The organism is Bartonella gabonensis, from assembly GCF_903679515.1.
GTDB lineage: Bacteria > Pseudomonadota > Alphaproteobacteria > Rhizobiales > Rhizobiaceae > Bartonella > Bartonella gabonensis.
This window is the reverse complement of record NZ_CAHOYM010000001.1, coordinates 136149-156412: the sequence shown is the minus strand read 5'-3', so window position 1 is coordinate 156412 and position 20264 is coordinate 136149. Positions and strand designations below refer to the sequence as shown.

The following is a 20264-nucleotide window of genomic DNA, read 5'->3' as shown; positions in this document are numbered from 1 at the left end:
ACTTAGATTAGAATTTAAGGAGAGGGCTTATGCGCCATAGTAAGTCAGGCCGCAAGTTGAATCGGACTGCTAGTCACCGTAAAGCGATGTTTGCAAATATGGCAACTTCGTTGATCGAGCATGAGCAGATTGTGACAACGCTTCCAAAGGCTAAAGAAATTCGTCCTATTGTTGAAAAACTTGTTACTCTTGGTAAACGTGGCGGTTTGCACGCGCGTCGACAAGCAATTGCGGCACTTCGTGATACAGGGAAAGTTGCAAAGTTATTTGATACACTTGCGCCGCGTTATGCATCACGCAACGGTGGCTATTTGCGTATTATGAAAGCGGGATTTCGTACCGGTGATAATGCGCCCATGGCTGTTATAGAATTTGTTGATCGTGATGTTGAAGCAAAGGGGGCAGGGGATCGTGCTCGTATAGAAGCGTCCGAGCATGATAAGGAAGCGTCTTCATAAGTTGTTTATTCTATTGGATTTTTAAAGGCCGTCTTGTCTTAGGCGGTTTTTTTATGCGTATTTTTAAAGTTCGTTTTACTTGAGAAATAGATGGTGAGAGAAAATTGTAGGTTATTGAATTATTTGATTTTTATAATATTTATTATTTAAATGGGTTGTTTTTATTCTCTATTATGAATATTAATAAAAATTCTTCATTTGCGGGGATGCTTTTTTAAAATTCTATGAATCTTCAACAGAATGGACTGATTTTATAAGGAGTAGATTATGAGATATTCATTTGGGGTGCGGCTTTTTTTTGCGATTATGATGCTGATATCGTTTGATCATGTATATGCTCATGTTCCTCAAACACAAAAAGAAATTACTCTTTCATTTGCTCCTTTAGTTAAAAAGACAGTTCCATCGGTTGTCAATATTTATGCAGCTCGACAAATTAGAGCGCGATCACCTTTTGAGGGAGATCCATTTTTTGAGCAATTTTTTGGTCGTTTGCAAAATAATTTTCCTTTCCGCAAGCAATCATCATTAGGCTCAGGAGTGATTGTTGATGCACGTGGTTTGATTGTTACAAATTACCACGTCATTAAAGATGCAAGCGAAATCAAAGTGGCTTTTTCTGATGGGCGAGAATTTGAGAGTAAGGTTGTGCTCAAGGATGAAGCAACGGATATTGCTGTTCTTGAAGTTGATGTAAAAGATACTCAGTTTTCTGTTCTTCCTTTGGGGGATTCTGATACTGTTGAAGTTGGTGATCTTGTTCTGGCTATTGGTAATCCTTTTGGTGTTGGTCAAACGGTTACAAGTGGTATTGTTTCAGCGCAAGCGCGTACACGTGTTGGGATTTCTGACTTTGACTTTTTCATTCAAACAGATGCTGCCATTAATCCAGGAAACTCTGGTGGCGCTTTAATTGATATGAAAGGTCAATTAATCGGAATTAATACGGCTATTTATTCGCGTTCCGGTGGTTCTGTGGGGATTGGTTTTGCTATTCCAGTTAATCTTGTAAAAGTGATGCTTGATACTGTTAAACGCGGTGGAAAATATTTTGTGCCGCCTTATATTGGGGCATCCTTTCAAAATGTTACATCTGATATTGCTGGTGGTTTAGGTTTAGAACGTCCTTATGGTGCTCTTATTATTGAAGTTATCAAAGACAGTCCTGCTGAAAAAGCTGGCTTGAAAGTAGGTGATGTTATTTTGAGTGTGCAGGGGGTACGCGTTGATAGTCCAGATAGTCTTGGGTATCGTTTGATGACAGCGGAAGTTGGCCATAGTCTTGCTTTAGAATATTTACGAAGTGGAAAAACTTTAAAGACACAGATAACGGTTGCATCAATATCGGAAACTGCATTTTTAAAATCCGAAAAAATTACGGGTGACAGTCCTCTTGCGGGTGCCGAAGTGTTAGATTTAACACCGCAAAATAGTCGACGTTTTCAGCTTCCTATATCGGCAAAAGGTGTTGTGATTACCAATCTTGATGAAATGAGCAATGCTGCGGGAATTTTTCGACCCGGAGATATCTTACGTGTTGTTAATGGCCATAAGATTCAAACAGTTCATCAGTTGAAGAAGGTTCTAATGCAAATGCGTTCGCGTACTTGGCAATTGGAATATGAACGTGATGGTATGTATATTCGCCAATTTATTCGTTGAGGTTTTTTTGAAGAAAGATTTTTTTACTTCATCGTTTGATCCTAAAGTTAATAAAAATCAGCCATTTGCAGAAAGAATGCGTCCTTGTTCTCTCAATGAAGTTGTGGGACAAAAGCATTTAATTGGAGAGGACGGTTTGCTTTCACGGATGGTGGCAGCGGGTTCAATTGGATCGATGATTTTTTGGGGACCTCCAGGAACCGGAAAAACAACAGTTGCACGTTTGTTAGCACTTGAAACAAATTTCGTGTTTGAGCAAGTTTCTGCTATTTTTACAGGCGTTTCTGAACTTAAAAAGATTTTTGAAGTTGCGCAGAGGCGTTTTATGTCTGGGGATAAAACGCTTCTCTTTGTTGATGAAATTCATCGATTTAATCGTGCCCAGCAGGATAGTTTTCTTCCGGTGATGGAAGATGGTACGGTGGTCCTTATTGGTGCAACAACTGAAAATCCTTCTTTTGAACTTAATGCTGCTCTTCTTTCGCGCGTGCGGGTTTTAACATTTCTTTCTCATGATCATGAAAGTTTAGGCATGCTTTTAAAACGTGCTGAAAAAGTGGTAGGAAGGCTTCTTCCCTTGGATGATGAGGCCAGAGACGTTTTGATAGGAATGTCTGATGGTGATGCACGGGTAGCATTGACATTAGCAGAGGAAGTTTGGTCTGTTGTACGCTTGGGAGAGATTCTTGATGTTGGTGCTTTGCAAAAAGTTATTCAGCGTCGTGCTCCTATTTATGATAAAGGACGAGAGGGGCACTATAATCTCATTTCAGCGTTGCATAAATCCGTTCGGGGTTCTGATCCTGATGCGGCACTTTATTATTTAGCACGTATGTTGGATGCTGGTGAAGATCCTCTCTATATTGGGCGAAGATTGGTTCGGATGGCTGTTGAAGATGTCGGTTTGGCGGATCCTCAAGCTCTTGTCATTTGTAATGCTGCAAAAGACGCCTATGATTATTTAGGATCACCGGAAGGAGAACTGGCTTTGGCGCAGGCATGTCTTTATGTTGCAACTGCACCAAAGTCAAACGCGGCATATATCGCGTATAAAGCTGCATTGCGTTGTGCACAAAAAAATGGCTCTTTACCGCCTCCTAAACATATCCTTAATGCACCGACAAAATTGATGAGAGAGGAAGGGTATGGAGATGGTTATTGTTATGACCATGATGAACCAGATGCTTTTTCAGGGCAGGAATATTTTCCTGAAAAACTTGGGCGTCAGAGCTATTATAAACCTGTTGAGCGTGGATTTGAGCGTGAAATTGTAAAACGGCTTGAATGGTGGAAGCAATTGCGCAAAAAACGTAAAAATCAACAATAAAATTTAAGTTAAAATACGTTTTTATTGATATTAGATTTATTTTTTATCTCTCATGTCATTGTATGAACAATTTAGTTTATATTTTAAATACTTATTGCATTGCTCGTAGAGCAATTTTTTTGATACCTTCAAAATGCATATCTTTTTATGGGTTTCAAATTTTTAAAATATGTCATTCTACTCTTAAAGCTGTTTTATTTTTGGGTTTTAGTTGAGTAATATTTTGATTTATAACAATAGTTCAATGTTTTGTATGTTGAATGAAAGTCCCAAAGACTGTATGATTCTCTCATTCTAAACCTAATCGATCAAAAACATTCGCTTGTACGTTAAAAGCGGGATTAATGTATGATAAAAACACTACAAGAAAAAATTAAAAATGACTTTTATAAATCGTTTTAAGTGTCAAGAGTCGTTGCAATATTTGGAGTTGGAAGAGTGTGTGATGGTGTAATGGTGATGGTGTCGAGTTGTTCCAAGCGTAAAGGTGTTAGTGCTCGATGGATTTCACAGTATACCATTCACGCGTGCCGTCGCGAAATGGGTGTGATGAGCGTTGAAAGATATCTCTTTAAAACAAGCGCGTGATATACAAACAAAAAGTGTTTTGTTCTTTGATGGCATAGGGTGTGATTTTGATTGATGAGGCGTTTTTGTGTGATTAAGGGGAGTGTTTTTCCCTTAAGTATTTAACCACAGGGGTAAGCAGAAAGATTAAACATTGTGTTGAAATTTAAATTGTTGCATTTCTAGAGAGAGATAAATATGTTAATTTGCTCTCTTATGGAAGTATTATTTTGTTTGGAGTTTATGTTGTGTCATAAGAGAGGGAATGCCAATTCTTTATTTTAATGGTCATGATATATTATAGACATAACGTGGCGATAGGGATGGAAATAGTCTGTGAAAATCTAAACTCAAGGCTTTAGTTAAATTAAAAGTACAGTGTACAGTTTAAGTGTTAGATTATTATGAATCGGTCAAGGATATAATCGTGGATAAAACAAAAGCTCTCGATGCTGCTCTCTCACAAATTGAACGTTCTTTTGGTAAAGGCTCAATTATGCGTCTTGGGCAAAAAGAGCAGGTTGTTGAAATTGAAACAATCTCAACAGGCTCATTATCTTTGGATATTGCTTTAGGGGTGGGGGGATTACCGAAGGGACGTATTGTTGAGATTTATGGACCAGAAAGTTCTGGAAAAACCACATTGGCTCTTCATGCTATTGCTGAGGCACAGAAAATGGGTGGAATTTGTGCTTTTATTGATGCTGAACATGCGCTTGATCCTATCTATGCGCGTAAGCTTGGTGTTGATTTAGAGAATTTATTCATTTCTCAGCCAGACACCGGTGAACAGGCATTGGAAATTACCGAAACGTTGGTTCGTTCTGGTGCTGTTGATGTGCTTGTTGTGGATTCTGTCGCTGCTTTAACCCCACGAGCAGAAATTGATGGTGAAATGGGTGATGCTTTACCAGGATTACAAGCACGATTGATGAGCAAAGCTTTGCGAAAACTCACGGCTTCTATTTTTCGCTCTAACTGTATGGTGATTTTTATTAATCAAATTCGCATGAAAATTGGTGTGATGTTTGGTTCTCCTGAAACAACAACAGGGGGAAATGCGTTAAAGTTTTATGCTTCTGTCCGTTTGGATATTCGCCGTATTGGGTCTATTAAAGATCGGGATATGATTGTTGGCAATCAGACGCGTGTTAAAGTGGTGAAGAATAAGTTGGCTCCTCCCTTCAAACAGGTTGAGTTTGATATTATCTATGGGGAAGGTATTTCCAAGCTAGGTGAGTTGATTGATTTAGGAGTCAAAGTAGGTATCGTGGAAAAATCTGGCTCGTGGTTTTCTTATAATTCTCAACGTTTAGGACAGGGACGTGAAAATGCGAAGCAGTTTTTACGCGAACATGCAGAAATAGCGGCAGAAATTGAAACGGCTTTACGTCAAAATGCTGGTTTGATTGCGATTGAATTGTTAGAAAATGCAGGGTCTGAAAATACGGAAGACGATGAAGCCATTTGATGGAGCGTGTGTTCATCTATAATTTTTTCATTTAAGATCTTTTCTCAATTTTTTTGAACAAATATTCCATTCTTTGATTAAATTGACTCCATGCGTGGCAAAGAGGATATTTAATGAGGGGGATTTTTCTTTTATGGTTTTGTGCGGTATTCTGCAGGTGTACATATGAATAGTGTTAATAATATCCGGTCAACATTTTTGGATTATTTTCATCGTAATGGGCATAAAATTCTTTCTTCTAGCCCTCTCGTTCCACGCAATGATCCTACACTTATGTTTACAAATGCAGGGATGGTGCAGTTTAAAAATGTTTTTACTGGACTTGAACAGCATCCTTATAAAAAGGCGACAACGGCACAAAAATGTGTTCGTGCGGGTGGAAAGCATAATGATCTTGATAATGTTGGCTATACGGCGCGCCATCATACATTTTTTGAAATGTTAGGTAATTTTTCTTTCGGTGATTATTTCAAAGAAGAGGCCATTTTTTTATCATGGGATCTTTTAACAAAAGAATTTTGCCTACAAAAAGATAAATTGTTGGTAACCGTTTATCAAAGTGATGTTGTTGCTGCTGAATTATGGCGTAAAATCTCAGGCCTTCCAGATGAAAAAATCATTCGTATTGCGACAGCTGATAATTTTTGGGCGATGGGCGATACAGGCCCTTGTGGTCCTTGTTCGGAGATTTTTTATGATCATGGTGATGAAATATGGGGTGGTCCCCCTGGAAGTATGGAAGAAGATGGTGATCGCTTTATTGAGATTTGGAACCTTGTTTTTATGCAGTATGAGCAGCTTTCTAAAGAAGAACGTGTTGACTTGCCTCATCCTTCTATTGATACTGGTATGGGGTTAGAGCGGATTGCTGCTGTTTTACAGGGGAAGCATGATAATTATGACATTGATCTTTTTCGTGCATTAATTGGAGCATCAGAAAAAATTACAGGGGTTGAGGCAAAGGGTGATTTTATTGCGAGCCATCGTGTTATTGCTGATCATCTTCGCTCATCGGCATTTTTGATTGCAGATGGGGTTCTTCCTTCCAATGAGGGAAGAGGATATGTTTTACGTCGCATTATGCGTCGTGCTATGCGTCATGCGCATCTTCTTGGTGCTAAAGAACCTTTAATGTGGCAGCTTTTGCCTGCTTTAATCCGTGAAATGGGACAAGCTTATCCGGAGTTAGTGCGTGCTGAATCTTTGATTGCAGAAACTTTAAAATTGGAAGAAATACGTTTTCGTAAAACGCTTGAACGAGGACTGAGTTTATTAAATGAAGAAAGTGCTCAGCTTAAGGAAGGGAATCATTTAAGTGGTGAAGTTGCTTTTAAGCTTTATGATACTTATGGTTTTCCACTTGATTTGACGCAAGATGTGCTTCGACGTCGTGGAATATCTGTTGATGTTGATGCCTTTGATAAAGCGATGGAACGTCAGAAAGAAGAAGCCCGTGCTCATTGGTCTGGTTCAGGTGAAGCTCTAACAGAGGCAATTTGGTTTTCTGTTCGTGATCAGGTAGGGGCTACAGAATTTTTAGGTTATGAAACAGAAAAAGCTGAAGGTATTCTTACGGTTCTTGTGTGTGATGGTAAAATTGTTGATGAGGTTTCTTCAGGGCAGAAAGCCATTCTTGTTGTCAATCAGACCCCTTTTTATGCTGAATCTGGTGGGCAGATAGGTGATAGTGGTATTATTTCGGGTGAAAATTTTATTTTTGAAGTGCATGATACTCAGAAAAAGGCTGATGGGGTTTTTATTCATCTTGGAGAGGTTAAATCTGGTCAGCTAAAGACTTCTGATTGTGTGCAATTAACTGTTGATGTTGTTCGTCGTAAGAAAATTCGTGCGAACCATTCTGCTACCCATTTGTTACACGAAGCTTTACGTCAAGTATTGGGATCTCATGTTACTCAAAAGGGCTCTCTTGTGTCGCCGGAACGGTTGCGTTTTGATTTTTCTCATCCAAAAGCTATTTCTTTGGAAGAATTGAAAAAAATAGAAGACTTAGCAAATGAGATTATTTTGCAAAATAGTAAAGTGATAACGCGCCTTATGCCTGTGGATGATGCAATTTCTGAAGGAGCAATGGCACTCTTTGGGGAAAAATATGGTGATGAAGTTCGCGTTGTTTCTATGGGAGATCTGCTTGAAAAGGGAGACTTAACAAGGCGTTGGTCCATTGAGCTTTGTGGAGGGACACATGTGGAAAGAACGGGGGATATTGGTTTAATTCATGTTGTTTCTGAAAGTTCTGTTTCAGCTGGAGTGCGGCGTATCGAAGCTTTAACAGGTGCAGAAGCGCGTCTTTATCTTTGCCGCCAAAATGTACATATCCGTGAAATTGCTGATCTTTTAAAAACTTCTTCTTCTGGTTTAGAAGAACGGGTGAGAGTTTTGCTTGATGATCGTCGTAAACTTGAAAAAGAATTGAATGATATACGCAAGAAAATGGTGTTGAGTGGGGGAGTAACAGAAAGTGGTCAAAGTGATATTACCGTTATCAATGAACTTTCTTTTATGGGACGTGTTGTAAACAATATTCCACCACGGGAACTTAAGGCACTTGTTGATTCTGGGAAAAAACAAATTGGATCTGGCGTCGTTGCTTTTATCGCTGTTTCAGAAGATGGCAAAGGAAGTGCTGTTGTTGGTGTTACGGATAATTTAACGGATAAATTGAATGCTGTCGAGCTTGTTCGTATTCTTTCAGCTGTTCTTGGTGGTCAAGGTGGTGGTGGACGTCCTGATATGGCGCAAGCTGGTGGTCCTGAGGGAAAGAAGGCTGATGAGGCATTTGTGGTACTAAAAGATTTTCTGGAAAAGATTTAAAAAGTAAAAACTTTGTTTTTTACATTTTTATGTTGGATTAGCGTTTAAATATCACCAATATTTGTCTGGTGTATTGCTGAAATGCATATACAGTATCATTGAAAGAAATAAAATAGTGCTCATTTTGAGTATCATCTTTTCATTTAGTTTTATGATTTCAATAAATTGTTTGGATTTTGTTATTCCCTYTATGCTTTTTAATTTACGCAATTGATATAATTTTTTGCTAGCAATATCTTCCACAATGTCATGATAGTAAGTTTTATAGTCTCCAGAAACATTGGAATTTTTGATAAATAGTGTTACGATAATATCAGTCATACTACCATCACCAAAAACATTTTTTCCTTCTTAAGAATTATTTTTGTTCATCATATTTTTACGAATATCCCTCGGTTTTTTGCTTTTGAAGCGGGTCTTGCATAAGATTAGGTTATGACAATACTTTCAAATAGAGTTCCTAATTTAGGGTGTGATTTTGTTCGTTGATGATAATATTCCAATAGATAGCGTAAAGTGAGAAAAAAGAGCTAAAAAAGCGGATAAATTTTTTCAAAAGGGGTTTTAAGAGGCTATTTATCCACAGCCTATGAAGAGAGATCAGATCAGCACAGTAGTGAAATTTACTGGTTATTTCATATGTTAATCAARACAGATGCAATACGTRCTTTTAAAACATCAKAATGATTATTTTGATAGGTTTTATGAGTGACTTTAATAGATAGATTTTGAAGGTTTCTCAAACCCTCAAAATACCTTCAAAATATATTRTTAGTTGTATCTATAGGCTTGCAATGTCACTATAGGTTGTTGTTTTTAAACTTGATAAAAATTAACATATTGAAATATAATAACTTTTATTTTTTGATTTTAAAAAAATATATAAGGGGGCGTAAAAAGAACGCTCAAAATCTTCAAAAACCTCAAAACTAAGAGATAAAAAGACTTTGAAGGTTCATAACACAAATAAAGGTTATAAAGTTTAGTATTTTATAAGATTTTCAGATTGCCTATTGTGATGTCTTATCACTTTTCACTAAAAGATGGTGCTTGATAACATCATGTGTCATTTATTTAGCGTGGTATGTTTAGGGTATTGGGGAGGAGAGAAAATTTATTCTATGTTCTTGATTGTGGATATTGCGGCATTAAAGATTGATTTGTTAAGCCGTTTTGGTTATGAATTCTTCTGTATAGGTAAGGGGGGAGAAGTTTTCAGCAATAGAAATAAGAATTTTTACGCGGTTTTTATTTGGCTGCAGAGCTATGCTCTGTTGTTAGAAATCTTTATAGAATAATGAGTGTTTTGAGTAGTATTCTCAAGGGGTTATGAAGCGATTTCTTCATGAATGATAAAAGCGGGGCAGTGTGTATTGTTATTCATTTTTTTACGTTGGAATCGTTTTTTAAAGCTTTTTCTTGCTATTTTCGTGTTGTTTTTCCTGTTTCGTGGCGTAACGGTTTATGCGCAGTCATCGGCTGTTTTCCCTTCCCCAGCAGATAATTTTTTCCGTCAACAATCTGAGAAGCAGCAATTAGAAAGAATTGAGAATTTACGCGCTTTAACGCCTAAAGGTATTACAACGCCTTCTGAAGGGAAACAGGGAGTACTTTGGGGCAGTGGCTACTGCTTTCCAATTCATGATATTATTGTTGACGGGGTCTATCATATCAAAAAGCATGCTATAGCAGCGGTAACAGATCCTTATGTGGGGAGATGTATAGGTCTTGCTGATATCCAGCTTTTAATCAAGCAGTTAACTAAGGTTTATTTAGATAAAGGCTATGTCACAGCACGCTTTTATATCCCCGATCAAGATATCAAAAAGAGCAAGATGCTCAAATTTGTTGTTGTTGAGGGGAAGCTGTCAGAGATTTATTACAACGGTTTACCGGCTTCTCTTCATAATCATGTTGTGTGGAGTGCTTTTCCCGGTTTAGAAGGGCATATTCTCAATATGCGCGATATTGAGCAGGGGCTTGATCAAATCAATAGGCTTTTTTCAGGGCACGCTCAAAGTGAGCTTCTACCAGGTCGTGAAGAAGGGAGCACCATTGTCAATATTAGCAATCAAGTGAGTAAAGCTTTCAAGGTTACTGTTTCCCACGATAATTTAGGACAATCCTCAACGGGCTATGCGCGTTATAATGCCGGTTTAAAGTTAGAGAATATTTTAGGTCTCAATGATGCGTGGGATTTTGGTTATCAACGCAGTGAGACAGATTATTGGGGTGGGAGCAAACAAGAAGGCCATAGCAATAACATTTCAGCAAGTGTGAGTATCCCTTATGGTTATTGGACTTTTGGTTTAAATGGCTATGCTTATAATTATCAAAGCATGATCAAGGGTAATTTTTCAGATATTGAAACGACGGGGGATTCCAGTGAGTTACACGCCAGTACCAGCAGGGTTCTCCACCGTGATAGTGTTTCTCTGACGACTTTGAATTTAGGTCTTTCCTATAAAAGAACCAACAATTACCTTCTTGGCAATAAGATTGAAGTGGGCAGCCGTCAATATAGTGTTGCCAATTTTGGGATTTCGCATTCTCGTCAAATGTTAGGGGGGACTTGGACCTTTGATGTGAGTTATTTACAAGGACTTCCGCTTTTTCATTCGATTAAAAAACATGCTCTAGGAGCAGGGGATGCAGAGCCTCAATTTGCCAAATTTACAGGGTCTCTCAATATCATGACACCTTTTCAGGTGAGTGGGTGGAATTTTGTTTTAAGCAATCTTTTCAGTGGGCAATATTCACCGCATAATTTATTGGGTGCAGAGCAGATATCTTTGGGGAGCGCTTCCAATGTTCGTGGTACGCGTGAGAGTTTTATTTTTGGCAATAACGGTTTTTTTATCCGTAATGACTTGATGCTGCGCACTATTCCGTGGCGCAACAACCCGACACTCAAAAAGGTTTTTGGAGAACTTCGCCCCTTTGTTGGTTTGGACTATGGCCATGTTTTTGCACAACCTTTGTATGGTTTTACCAATGAACAGCTTGCCGGTTGGACAGCAGGTGTGAAGCTTGCGGGGGGCATGGTTTCTCTTGATGCCAGTTATTCCAGTATTTTCTGGAGCACAGTCAAGCATAAAAAGTCAGACACGTTTTTAATAATATTAACAATGGATCTTTAAATAGCAATGGGGAGTATAAGCATGAGATATGAGAAGAGAGAACAAAGAGCCGCTTTATTCGGTGTTTTAGTTTCTAGTACGATGCTCAAAAAGGTTTTATTTGGGGGGCTTTGTTTTTCTTGTTTGTTAGCCCCTTCCGCCTTACAGGCGCAAATTGCAGTTGATGCTAACGCGAGTGCCGCTTATCGCCCTGATATAGTGGCAGCGCCTAATGGGGTTCCTTCCATAGATATTGTAACCCCCAATAGCAGTGGTTTATCGCACAATAAATATAATGATTTTAATATTGGTCATTCTGGTGTGATTTGGAACAATTACGCGAGTGAAGTAGGGCAATCGCAATTGGGGGGCATTATGCCGGGCAATCCTCATTTGCATGTTACGGGTTCAGCGAAGGTTATTTTAAATGAAGTGACCAGCAGCAAGCGCAGTGCATTGAATGGTCCAGGAGAGGTTTTTGGGCGCCCCGCAGATGTAATTATAGCCAATCCCAATGGAATAACTTGTGATGGTTGTGGGTTTATCAATACACCCCATGCGACATTAACTACCGGTGTTCCAGAAATTGATGCTTCTGGTTTTCTGAAGGGTTTTGTGGTCAGAGGTGGAGATGTCACTTTTGGTCCACACGGGGCTAATTTTTTCTCAGGTCAAGGGGCTGTTGATATTGTTGATATTGTTTCACGCACGGTGCATTTTGAAGGTCCTGTTGCGGGGAAGGATATTGAGGTTTTTGCTGGAACGGGCCGTTATGATTATGCTTTACGGGAAATGAAGGAGCTGACCGATACTACTGGTAAACCAGAATATGCGATAGATGGTTCTGCTTTGGGGGCGCTCCAGGCAGATCAGATTAAACTTGTTGCAACTGAAAAAGGTGTTGGGGTTCGCATGCGCCATGATATGGCGGCCAATGCGGGGCAGTTACAGCTTTCTGCGGATGGGAAGATTTCACTAAAGAATGTTTTTGGTCATGGGGATGTTGTTCTCAAATCGAAAAAACAGAGCATTTTGGCAAAGCATATCAGCTCCAAAAGACATGTTGATATTGCCGCGAAAAAAGATGTGACGTTAGAAACTGTTGGGGCTGAGGGTCATTTTACAGCAGAAGCGGGGGAAGGGCTTTTAACCATTGCTGGACAAGCAMCCTCKGGGGGMAATATGAAGTTGTCTTCCCGCCATACCATGAAAGTCTCTGGGCTAGGGGCAGGGGCTGATATGGCGTTTGAAACAGGTGGTGATTTGACCATTGGTGGCACTGTTTTGGCAGGGGGTAATTTAAAGGCACATGCTGGTGGGGATATCAGGGCGCATTTTTTAGCCGGTGGGGTTGATATGGCAGCGACCCAAGCTACTGGGAGCTTTGTTTTAGGCAGCCAAGGGGGTGTGGATCTCCAAAGTGTAAGTGGGGGTATTGCAGCAGAAAACATTTATGGCGCTGGAGATATTACTTTAGGCTCTCATAAGGGGATATTTGTTTCGCAATCCCTTCTCTCACACCACGATGTGGTTCTTCATACACAATCTGATGCTGGGGTTCATTTTGGACAACTGATGGCTTATGGAAAAGCTGATATCCGTGGTGGAGCGGTTGATTTTTCTTCGCTGATGACAGGTGGGGATGCTGTTTTGAAGGGTGGCAGCCTTGATGCTGGCACTCTGATGACAGGTTTAGATTTTGTTGGTTCTCAGGCAAGCCCTTCGAATCCTTCCGGTGATCTTGTTTTTTATGATAAAGGTTCTCTTTCGATCACAGCAGAAAAAGGTATGAAGGTTGGACATATTATCAGTGGTGGTAATATTGAACTTTTTGCTGGCAACGATATTTATTATGATCAGATCATAGGGTATGGCACAGCGACATTAACATCCGTGTCAGGCGGGATCAGTGTTGAGAATGTGCTGTCTGTTCTGGGGGATGTGAGGTTGAAAGCAACAACACTGGATTTAAGCAATAATCGATCTCATATTTACACGCCTCAAACGCTGTATTTAATGGCTGATCATATTGATGTCTCGGGGAGCGAATTGACCTATGGTGGCTTAGATTTTAACAGCACCAATGTTCTTGATATTCATCATGCGCGGCTACAAGCCATTACCGATGTAGGGGGAACGGGCGATATTCTGTTTATGGCTCAAGGGGTTATGGTTGATGAGACAACCTCTGTTTTAGCGGCGAAAGATTTTACCATCAAAACAGGAAAGTTAGACAATAGCGGTCAATTGGTAGCAGGCCAGAATTTAGCCTTTAGCATGACAGGGGATGTGACCAACAACAAAACGGGTTTAATTTATGTGGGGGGCAATGGGGCTTTACAAGTTGATGGCGCTTTGTTGAATGATTTTGGCGCCATTATGGCAGAAGGTGATTTGTTTTTTACCAATGCAGATGGCACAGGAAAAAGCCTTTCTCTTATCAATACGGCAGGGCTTATTCAAGCCGGTGGAAACTTATTGATCCGAACCAAAACGTTGAAAAACGAAGCCGATAGTACGCCTGAAATGAAGGAAAAAACTGAGGAAGTCGCCATCGCATTCCAAAAACCAGAGGGGGCTGATCGGCTCAGTGATGGGATGTTATATCAGGAGGATCCTAATCTTTGGGGAAAGGGGCACGAATATCAAGAAGATAAATTAATAGGTAAAGGGCACGTAGAACTTTATTTAGATATTCCACTTTGGAATAGCAAAGAAGGGACTTATGGTATAGCAACATTAAAAGACGGAACGTTCTATAAGGCATTTACTTGGAAACATAAGTCTATAAAGGAGGAATTTTCTGTACACCACTATAAATGGAATGGTTCTCCGTGGGAAGAAGGAGGATTTTTCGGGTCAATAATAAACGATAACTGGTCACACATGAGCGAGAAGACTGTCACGCAGAGTTTTTCGCATAAACCGGCGATTCAGGGCATGATTCAATCTCACGGGAATCTTATCATTAACGCTGATGATATTGAGAATAACTATAGCATCATGAGAGCGAGCGGAAATGCAGATATCCAAGCCAAGACGCTGACCAATGTAGGGATGACCGCTTATAAAAATACCTTTATGCATTGTAACGCCAATACAGATGCTTATTGTTATGCCTATAATGCTGATGGAAGTCGTAATGTTAGTCTCGATATAGCAAATAATATGAAGCGCCAAACTGGCTCAGAAGTCCTCGATACGGTTTCTGGTCTTGTCCAGGCGGGGGGTACGTTGAACCTAGTGGTTGATCAACTCAATAACACGGCTGTTGAAGGGTCCATTACGGGGGATGCGCATTTTGAAGCCAAAGCGGTTGGAGGCAATCCACTGGAGGCGCTGAGCGGTTTAACTGGGGCTGGCGCGCTCTTTACACCAAAAGTGGACATCAATGGTGCGGGGGATCTTTCTGATGGGCTCCCTTTGCCAAAGCCTCAATCGGGGGGTGTTGGGGGCACTTTGCCTCAACAGAATTTCATTTATGAAACGAGGGCAGAATTCCTTGATGTTGGCAAGTTTTATGGCTCAGCCTATTTTTTGAATAGAATTGGTTATAAGCCAGATCGGGAGATTTTCTTCTTAGGAGATGCTTATTTTGAAAAGCAATTGATTGAAAAACAAATGCGTGATCTTGTAGGGCAAGGTTTAGGCAAAGGCTCGTTTATTCCAGGAAAGGATTCGATTGAACAAGTTAAAACCTTGCTGGATGTGGGGGCAGAATATACCAAAACACACAATCTCCCCTTTGGTGAGCCTTTAAGTGAAGAACAATTGGCAAGCCTAGAAGCGCCGATGGTGATTTATGTCCGTCAACAAGTCAAGGGCATGGAGGTTTATGCACCAGTGCTTTACATCTCTGAGAAAGACAGAGCCTCCTTTGTTTCTGCTGGGGCTTTGATGATGGGTGATGATGTCAATATCAGGAGCAAAGATCTGGTGAATTCAGGGCGGATAAGTGCAACCCATAACTTATCTGTGCAGAGTAATGATATTGTGGGTCAAGGGGGGCATTTTGCAGCCGGAAATGATGCTGTTTTGCTTGCACAGAACAATATTCGCTTGGAGGCAGGGCGCACAAGCGTTGATGGTGTGGAGACTGTTTTAAACACTAATGCCTTGTCTGCTGGAGGAAATGCAGCTGTGATAGCAAAACAAGATATCACAGCTTCAGGGGTAAAAATTACCACAGGGGGTGATCTTACCATGGCCACAGAGCAGGGCAATTTAACAATCGGTGCCGTCAAAACTGAGCACCATGATGCGCAGGGGAATGTGACGATGCATCAACAATCGGAAGTTCATTCGGGGAGCTCAACAACGCTTTCCTCTGGAAAAGACCTGAATATTTTAGGCTCTGAAGTTCAAGCAAAGGATAATCTTTTCTTACAAGCAAAAGAAAATGTTTCAATTGAGGCCACACGCAACAGTGCAAATCGTTCTACGGATCATGAAACCTCCCATGTTGTCGTGCACAATGGCTCTCATTTGAGCTCTGGCAAAGATACCACGGTCATATCCGGAAAAGATATCCATATGGCTGCGTTCGATATAGATGCGAAAGGCAATGTTGCTCTTGGTGCTCAAGGGGATATCACAATAGAGACCAAATCTGATGAGATGGATTATCATCTTCGGGACAAAAATCTTAAAGTGGACATGCAAGCCTCCGTTGCTGTTGGCTCTTCCATCAATGCAGGGGGTGATATCACCGCTATTGCGGGGCAGGATGGCAAACCGCATAATCTCACCATCACGGGCAGTGCCGTTACGGCTGATGGCAAGGTGGGGTTGAAAGCAAGCAATGATGTTCTTATCAACAATGCGGAAAATAGTCTCCATTATGAGATGTCCTACCATAAAGAAGGTGGGGTGTTTAGCAGCAGCAAATCTGTGCATAACAAGACTGATGCAACAGAGGTTGTCGGTTCACTCATATCTGGGGGCAAAGGTGTTGCCATTAACTCAGGAAACAACACGGAAATTGTAGCCTCGACGCTCACAGCCGGCAAGATAGGGCAAACACCAGATCAGAAGCAAGCGGATATTACCATTCACTCTGGGGGAAATCTTCTCATCAAAGGTGCACAAGAAAATTATGACCAGCAAGCACAATCCTCCGAAAGTGGCTTTTTGAGTAGCAACTCTTCCAATACAGCTGAATCGCACACCACAACGGTTTCCTCCATTCTTGGGGCAACAGGCAATATTGTGTTGGATGCCGAAAAAGAGGCTACGATTACCGCTTCTCATATGATTGCCAATGAAGATATCAATGTGTCAGCGAACAGCGTGACGATTAATGGCATGACAGACCACCATAAGAGCCATTCGGAAACCCATGAAACGGGTTTTGGGGTTGGTTCAGGCAAGGGATTTGTCTCAATCTACGGGAGTGAAGGAAAAACAGAGAATGAAGAAAGTTTTGAACATCAAGGCTCTTCATTCAATGGAAAAAATATCACCATTACTGCCAAAAAAGACAATGTGAACGTTATGGGCTCTGATTTTATAGCACAGGAAGATATCAAGCTTTCGGCAGCTCATGATATCAATGTTTTGCCTGGTCACAATAGCCATAGCACAAGCACACAAGAAGAACGCACAGGCCTTGGCTTTCAGCTTGAAAAGAACCGCAGTGGTGTTTCTGTAGGGATTGGAGTTGGAGGCGCCAAGGATAAAGGCGATCAATGGGAAAAGACCAATACGCCATCGAATTTCAAGGCGGGCAGAGATGTGCAGTTTAATGCCGGCAATGATGTGAATTTACAAGCAACAAATGTTTTGGCAAATCGTGATGTCAACATTGATGCGGGCAATAATATCACACTATCGGAAAGCTATGATACCTCTAATGCTAAGGAAAAACATGAAAAATACTTTGCCGGTGTGACAGGTTCTGTCAATGTTGGCATTCTTGGTACGGTACAAGATATAAGAGATGCAGGAAAACGTTTTGGACATGGGGATACAAAACACAAAATCGGCAATGGTTTGATAGCTGGTATGAAGGGTTATGATCTCTATAACAAAGGCAAAGGTCTTTACAGTGGGATAAAAGGTGGAGCAACCCAAAAAGACATTCGTAATGCTCTTGATGTCTCAGCCAGCATTACGGCAGGGTTTAAGACTGAAAAGATAGAGGGCTCTTCTCAAGTCTCCACCGCAGTAACGGATACCATAGAAGCAGGGCGTTCTATTAACATGAACGCTCACAAAGGCAGCATCCATGGTGTTGGCGCTGATCTTATTGCTGGCACAAACCCTCTGATCAATGATGAACAGAGTGGCAATATTAATATGACAGCGTGGCAAGATATCACCTTTGAAAGTGCAAAAAACACACAAACAACGCAAAATCATTCGCAAAGTGCTTCCATGAATGTTGGCTATACCTATGGTACGGGTGGTACAGGGTGGATGGGCAATGCTTCCTTTGGGAAAGGAAAGGGCTCGAGTGATGAAGTGCAACACAAGAACAGCCATGTTATAGGCACGGGCACTATTCATACCAACAGTGGGGGAGATACCACATTGAATGGCGCTGTGTTTTCTGGAAACCAATTCAAAGGGGATGTGGGGGGCAGCTTGACCATTACCAGCCAGAGCGATACGGGAAAAAGCTCCAGCAAGCAAAACTCTGTTTCCATTGGTTATAATGGTGGAAAAAAAGAGGATGCAGCCTCAACCAATATTGCTTTGAACAAGGATAAAACCTCTAGTGATTATCACAATGTTGTAGAACAATCAGGCATCAAAGCAGGGGCTGGCGGCTTTGAGATCAACGTTAAAGATAAAACAACGCTAACCGGAGGCATTATTGCCAGCGCTGCCCCAGCAGATAAAAACAAACTAACCACCGGAACCATTACGACGAGCGATATTGTCAACAGTTCTGAAGCGACAGCCAGCAGCCATGGCTTTAGCATTTCAGCGGGTGGTCCGATGTATCAAGGCAAATATGGCGTTGGAAAAAACATTATCAAAAATATCTTAGATCATTCAAAAGTTAAAGATTCTGAGGAAGGTTATACCAAATCCGCTATCAGCAATAGCACCATTGTTGTCACCGATGAAGCAGGGCAGAAAGCATTGACAGGGCAAAATGGCGAACAAGCTATCGCCTCCATTAATCGCGATACCGTCAACGCCCATAAGGGTGTCTCACCCATCGATGTAGGTAAGCTAGAACAAATCGTCCACGAAAACCGTGAAATGGCAACGCAATTGCTGGAGGAAGGGTTTAAATACACTGATGACTCCTATAAAACCATGTTTATCAAAGAACACCCTCTCGCTGTGGTCGATCGTGATGAAAAGGGCAATATAATCTATAAAACAGATGAAAATGGACAGTATATCAAAGACGCCCGTGGACAACCAATTCCTAAGTTCCATTATTTAACAGAGGAAGAAAAGCAGCATTTGCAGGAGGGGGCTGATGGCAAGGTGCATGTGTCCCTCAATGGCATTTTTACGCCACCCTATGAGGCGGCTGTTTATGCATTGCAACATGCGGAGGATAAAAATGCACCGCTTTATTTTGTTGTGTTCCCAGAAGCTGATTCTGCCATCTCAGAGCTTCTGGTAGCAGGCTATCAGAAGTTTATGGAAAATAACTTTTGGGGTTTAACCAATTCCACACAAGAAGCAAAAGATCTGGTGTCTCGCTATGGTAACACGGGATTGCATTTTGATGCCCATAGTCGTGGCAGTTTGACAGGCTATAATATGATGAAGTCTTTCAAACAAGAAGGTGTGCATAGGATAGCTGAGAATACGACGATGAATTTCCATGGACCAGCGGCGAATGTTTTGGCTGCAGCCGGTCTGTTATCTTATTTGAGTGATGGTAAACAAACCACTATTGGTTTTGATGGGCATAGATATGACTTTGTAAGCGGAGTGATTGGCGGCAATGGCTATACTTACGAGATAGCACCTGCTGGCAGCAATGCTTTGTCAGAAGGGTTGAGAGTGATCACCAATCCCATAAGTCCCCATACTTGCCTTGGAGATGCAGGTGATAAGTGTAGAGCACGCTATGGCTCATCGCATCGAGAACAAAGACCTTTAAGTAAATCATGGAGGGAAAAATGAAACAAACTATAAAGCTATTAAGTGCTGTAACTTTGTTAGGTATTGCAGGATGTCAGTTTAATAAAACTCCTGGAGGATATTTGGATGCATGGGAGAAGCCAGGAGCAGATTTTACGGAGATAGGAAAAGCCTTGTTAGAATGTGGTATGCCAACCCCTTATGATGTTTTTCCAGAAAACAGAAAGCAGAGCATTAATGCAAAAGCAACAGTTTATGCATGTATGCTTCAATCAGGATTCCGCTATAAAGATGAACAGGTAGCAAGAGCGGGTGGGTGGTGTTATACTTATAAAGCCGAAAACTTGCCGATTTGTCGTCCTGGTGCAGTCATTCCCCAGAGAAGTGTCAAGAGGCGCTTAAACAGCCCTTTTTGTAAAAAACATCCAGAACAATATGAATGCTATCCTTAAATTTTGCTGTTGATGGAAAGTACAATCCTCACATCCATGTATTCCCATGGCGGTGCGGGATTGTTCTATCAAACAACTATTTCAACTCAGTCCTCACTATCGGACAAAATATCAACAGGCTTTAGAGCCTTCTAATAGCAAATAAATCCATTGAAAGAGGGGAAAAATGAAGAAAACTTTAAAACTATTGAGCTTCATAGCTCTGTTAAGTGTCACTGGATGTGTTAACCAACCTCCTCCATCAACTTTAGCCTTATGGGAAAAACCAGGTGCCGATAAAGCGATGCTCCAACAAGCTTTGTCGAAAATGTGGTTGGAAAC

10 protein-coding genes are annotated in these 20264 nt (G+C 40.9%); all 10 read left to right on the top strand.

Annotated elements, in window-relative coordinates; translation table 11 throughout:
* Positions 1-29 precede the first annotated feature (29 nt).
* The 10 genes from rplQ to HWX04_RS00580 all read left to right on the top strand — a co-directional run bounded on the left by rplQ (position 30) and on the right by HWX04_RS00580 (position 19943).
* Positions 30-458: a 50S ribosomal protein L17 gene (gene rplQ, locus HWX04_RS00625; protein ID WP_175868308.1), complete on the top strand. Its 429-nt coding sequence runs from the start codon at positions 30-32 to the stop codon at positions 456-458.
* A 267-nt stretch (positions 459-725) separates the two neighbouring features.
* Positions 726-2120, top strand: coding sequence for a DegQ family serine endoprotease (locus tag HWX04_RS00620; RefSeq protein ID WP_175868307.1), 1395 nt, complete (start codon positions 726-728; stop codon positions 2118-2120).
* 7 nt (positions 2121-2127) lie between these two features.
* Complete coding sequence (locus HWX04_RS00615; protein WP_175868306.1) at positions 2128-3447, top strand: replication-associated recombination protein A; 1320 nt, start codon at positions 2128-2130, stop codon at positions 3445-3447.
* 438 nt (positions 3448-3885) lie between these two features.
* Entirely contained in the window at positions 3886-4035 is a 150-nt protein-coding gene (locus HWX04_RS00610) for a hypothetical protein (protein WP_175868305.1), read from the top strand.
* A gap of 406 nt (positions 4036-4441) precedes the next feature.
* Positions 4442-5485 carry a recombinase RecA gene (gene recA, locus HWX04_RS00605; protein ID WP_175868304.1) on the top strand — a complete coding sequence of 348 codons (1044 nt, stop codon included), beginning with the start codon at positions 4442-4444 and terminating at the stop codon, positions 5483-5485.
* A gap of 165 nt (positions 5486-5650) precedes the next feature.
* Positions 5651-8317 (top strand): alanine--tRNA ligase, encoded by a 2667-nt coding sequence (gene alaS / locus HWX04_RS00600; protein ID WP_175868303.1) that lies wholly within the window; start codon positions 5651-5653, stop codon positions 8315-8317.
* A 1061-nt stretch (positions 8318-9378) separates the two neighbouring features.
* Positions 9379-9615, top strand: a complete 237-nt coding sequence (locus HWX04_RS00595) for a hypothetical protein (protein ID WP_175868302.1) — start codon at positions 9379-9381, stop codon at positions 9613-9615.
* A 51-nt stretch (positions 9616-9666) separates the two neighbouring features.
* On the top strand, positions 9667-11457 hold the full coding sequence (locus tag HWX04_RS00590; RefSeq protein WP_175868301.1) for a ShlB/FhaC/HecB family hemolysin secretion/activation protein: 1791 nt from the start codon (positions 9667-9669) through the stop codon (positions 11455-11457).
* A 21-nt stretch (positions 11458-11478) separates the two neighbouring features.
* Positions 11479-19533 carry a hemagglutinin repeat-containing protein gene (locus HWX04_RS00585; RefSeq protein ID WP_175868300.1) on the top strand — a complete coding sequence of 2685 codons (8055 nt, stop codon included), beginning with the start codon at positions 11479-11481 and terminating at the stop codon, positions 19531-19533.
* On the top strand, positions 19530-19943 hold the full coding sequence (locus HWX04_RS00580; protein WP_175868299.1) for a hypothetical protein: 414 nt from the start codon (positions 19530-19532) through the stop codon (positions 19941-19943). The genes HWX04_RS00585 and HWX04_RS00580 overlap by 4 nt, the downstream gene beginning before the upstream one ends.
* The last annotated feature ends 321 nt before the right edge of the window (positions 19944-20264 follow it).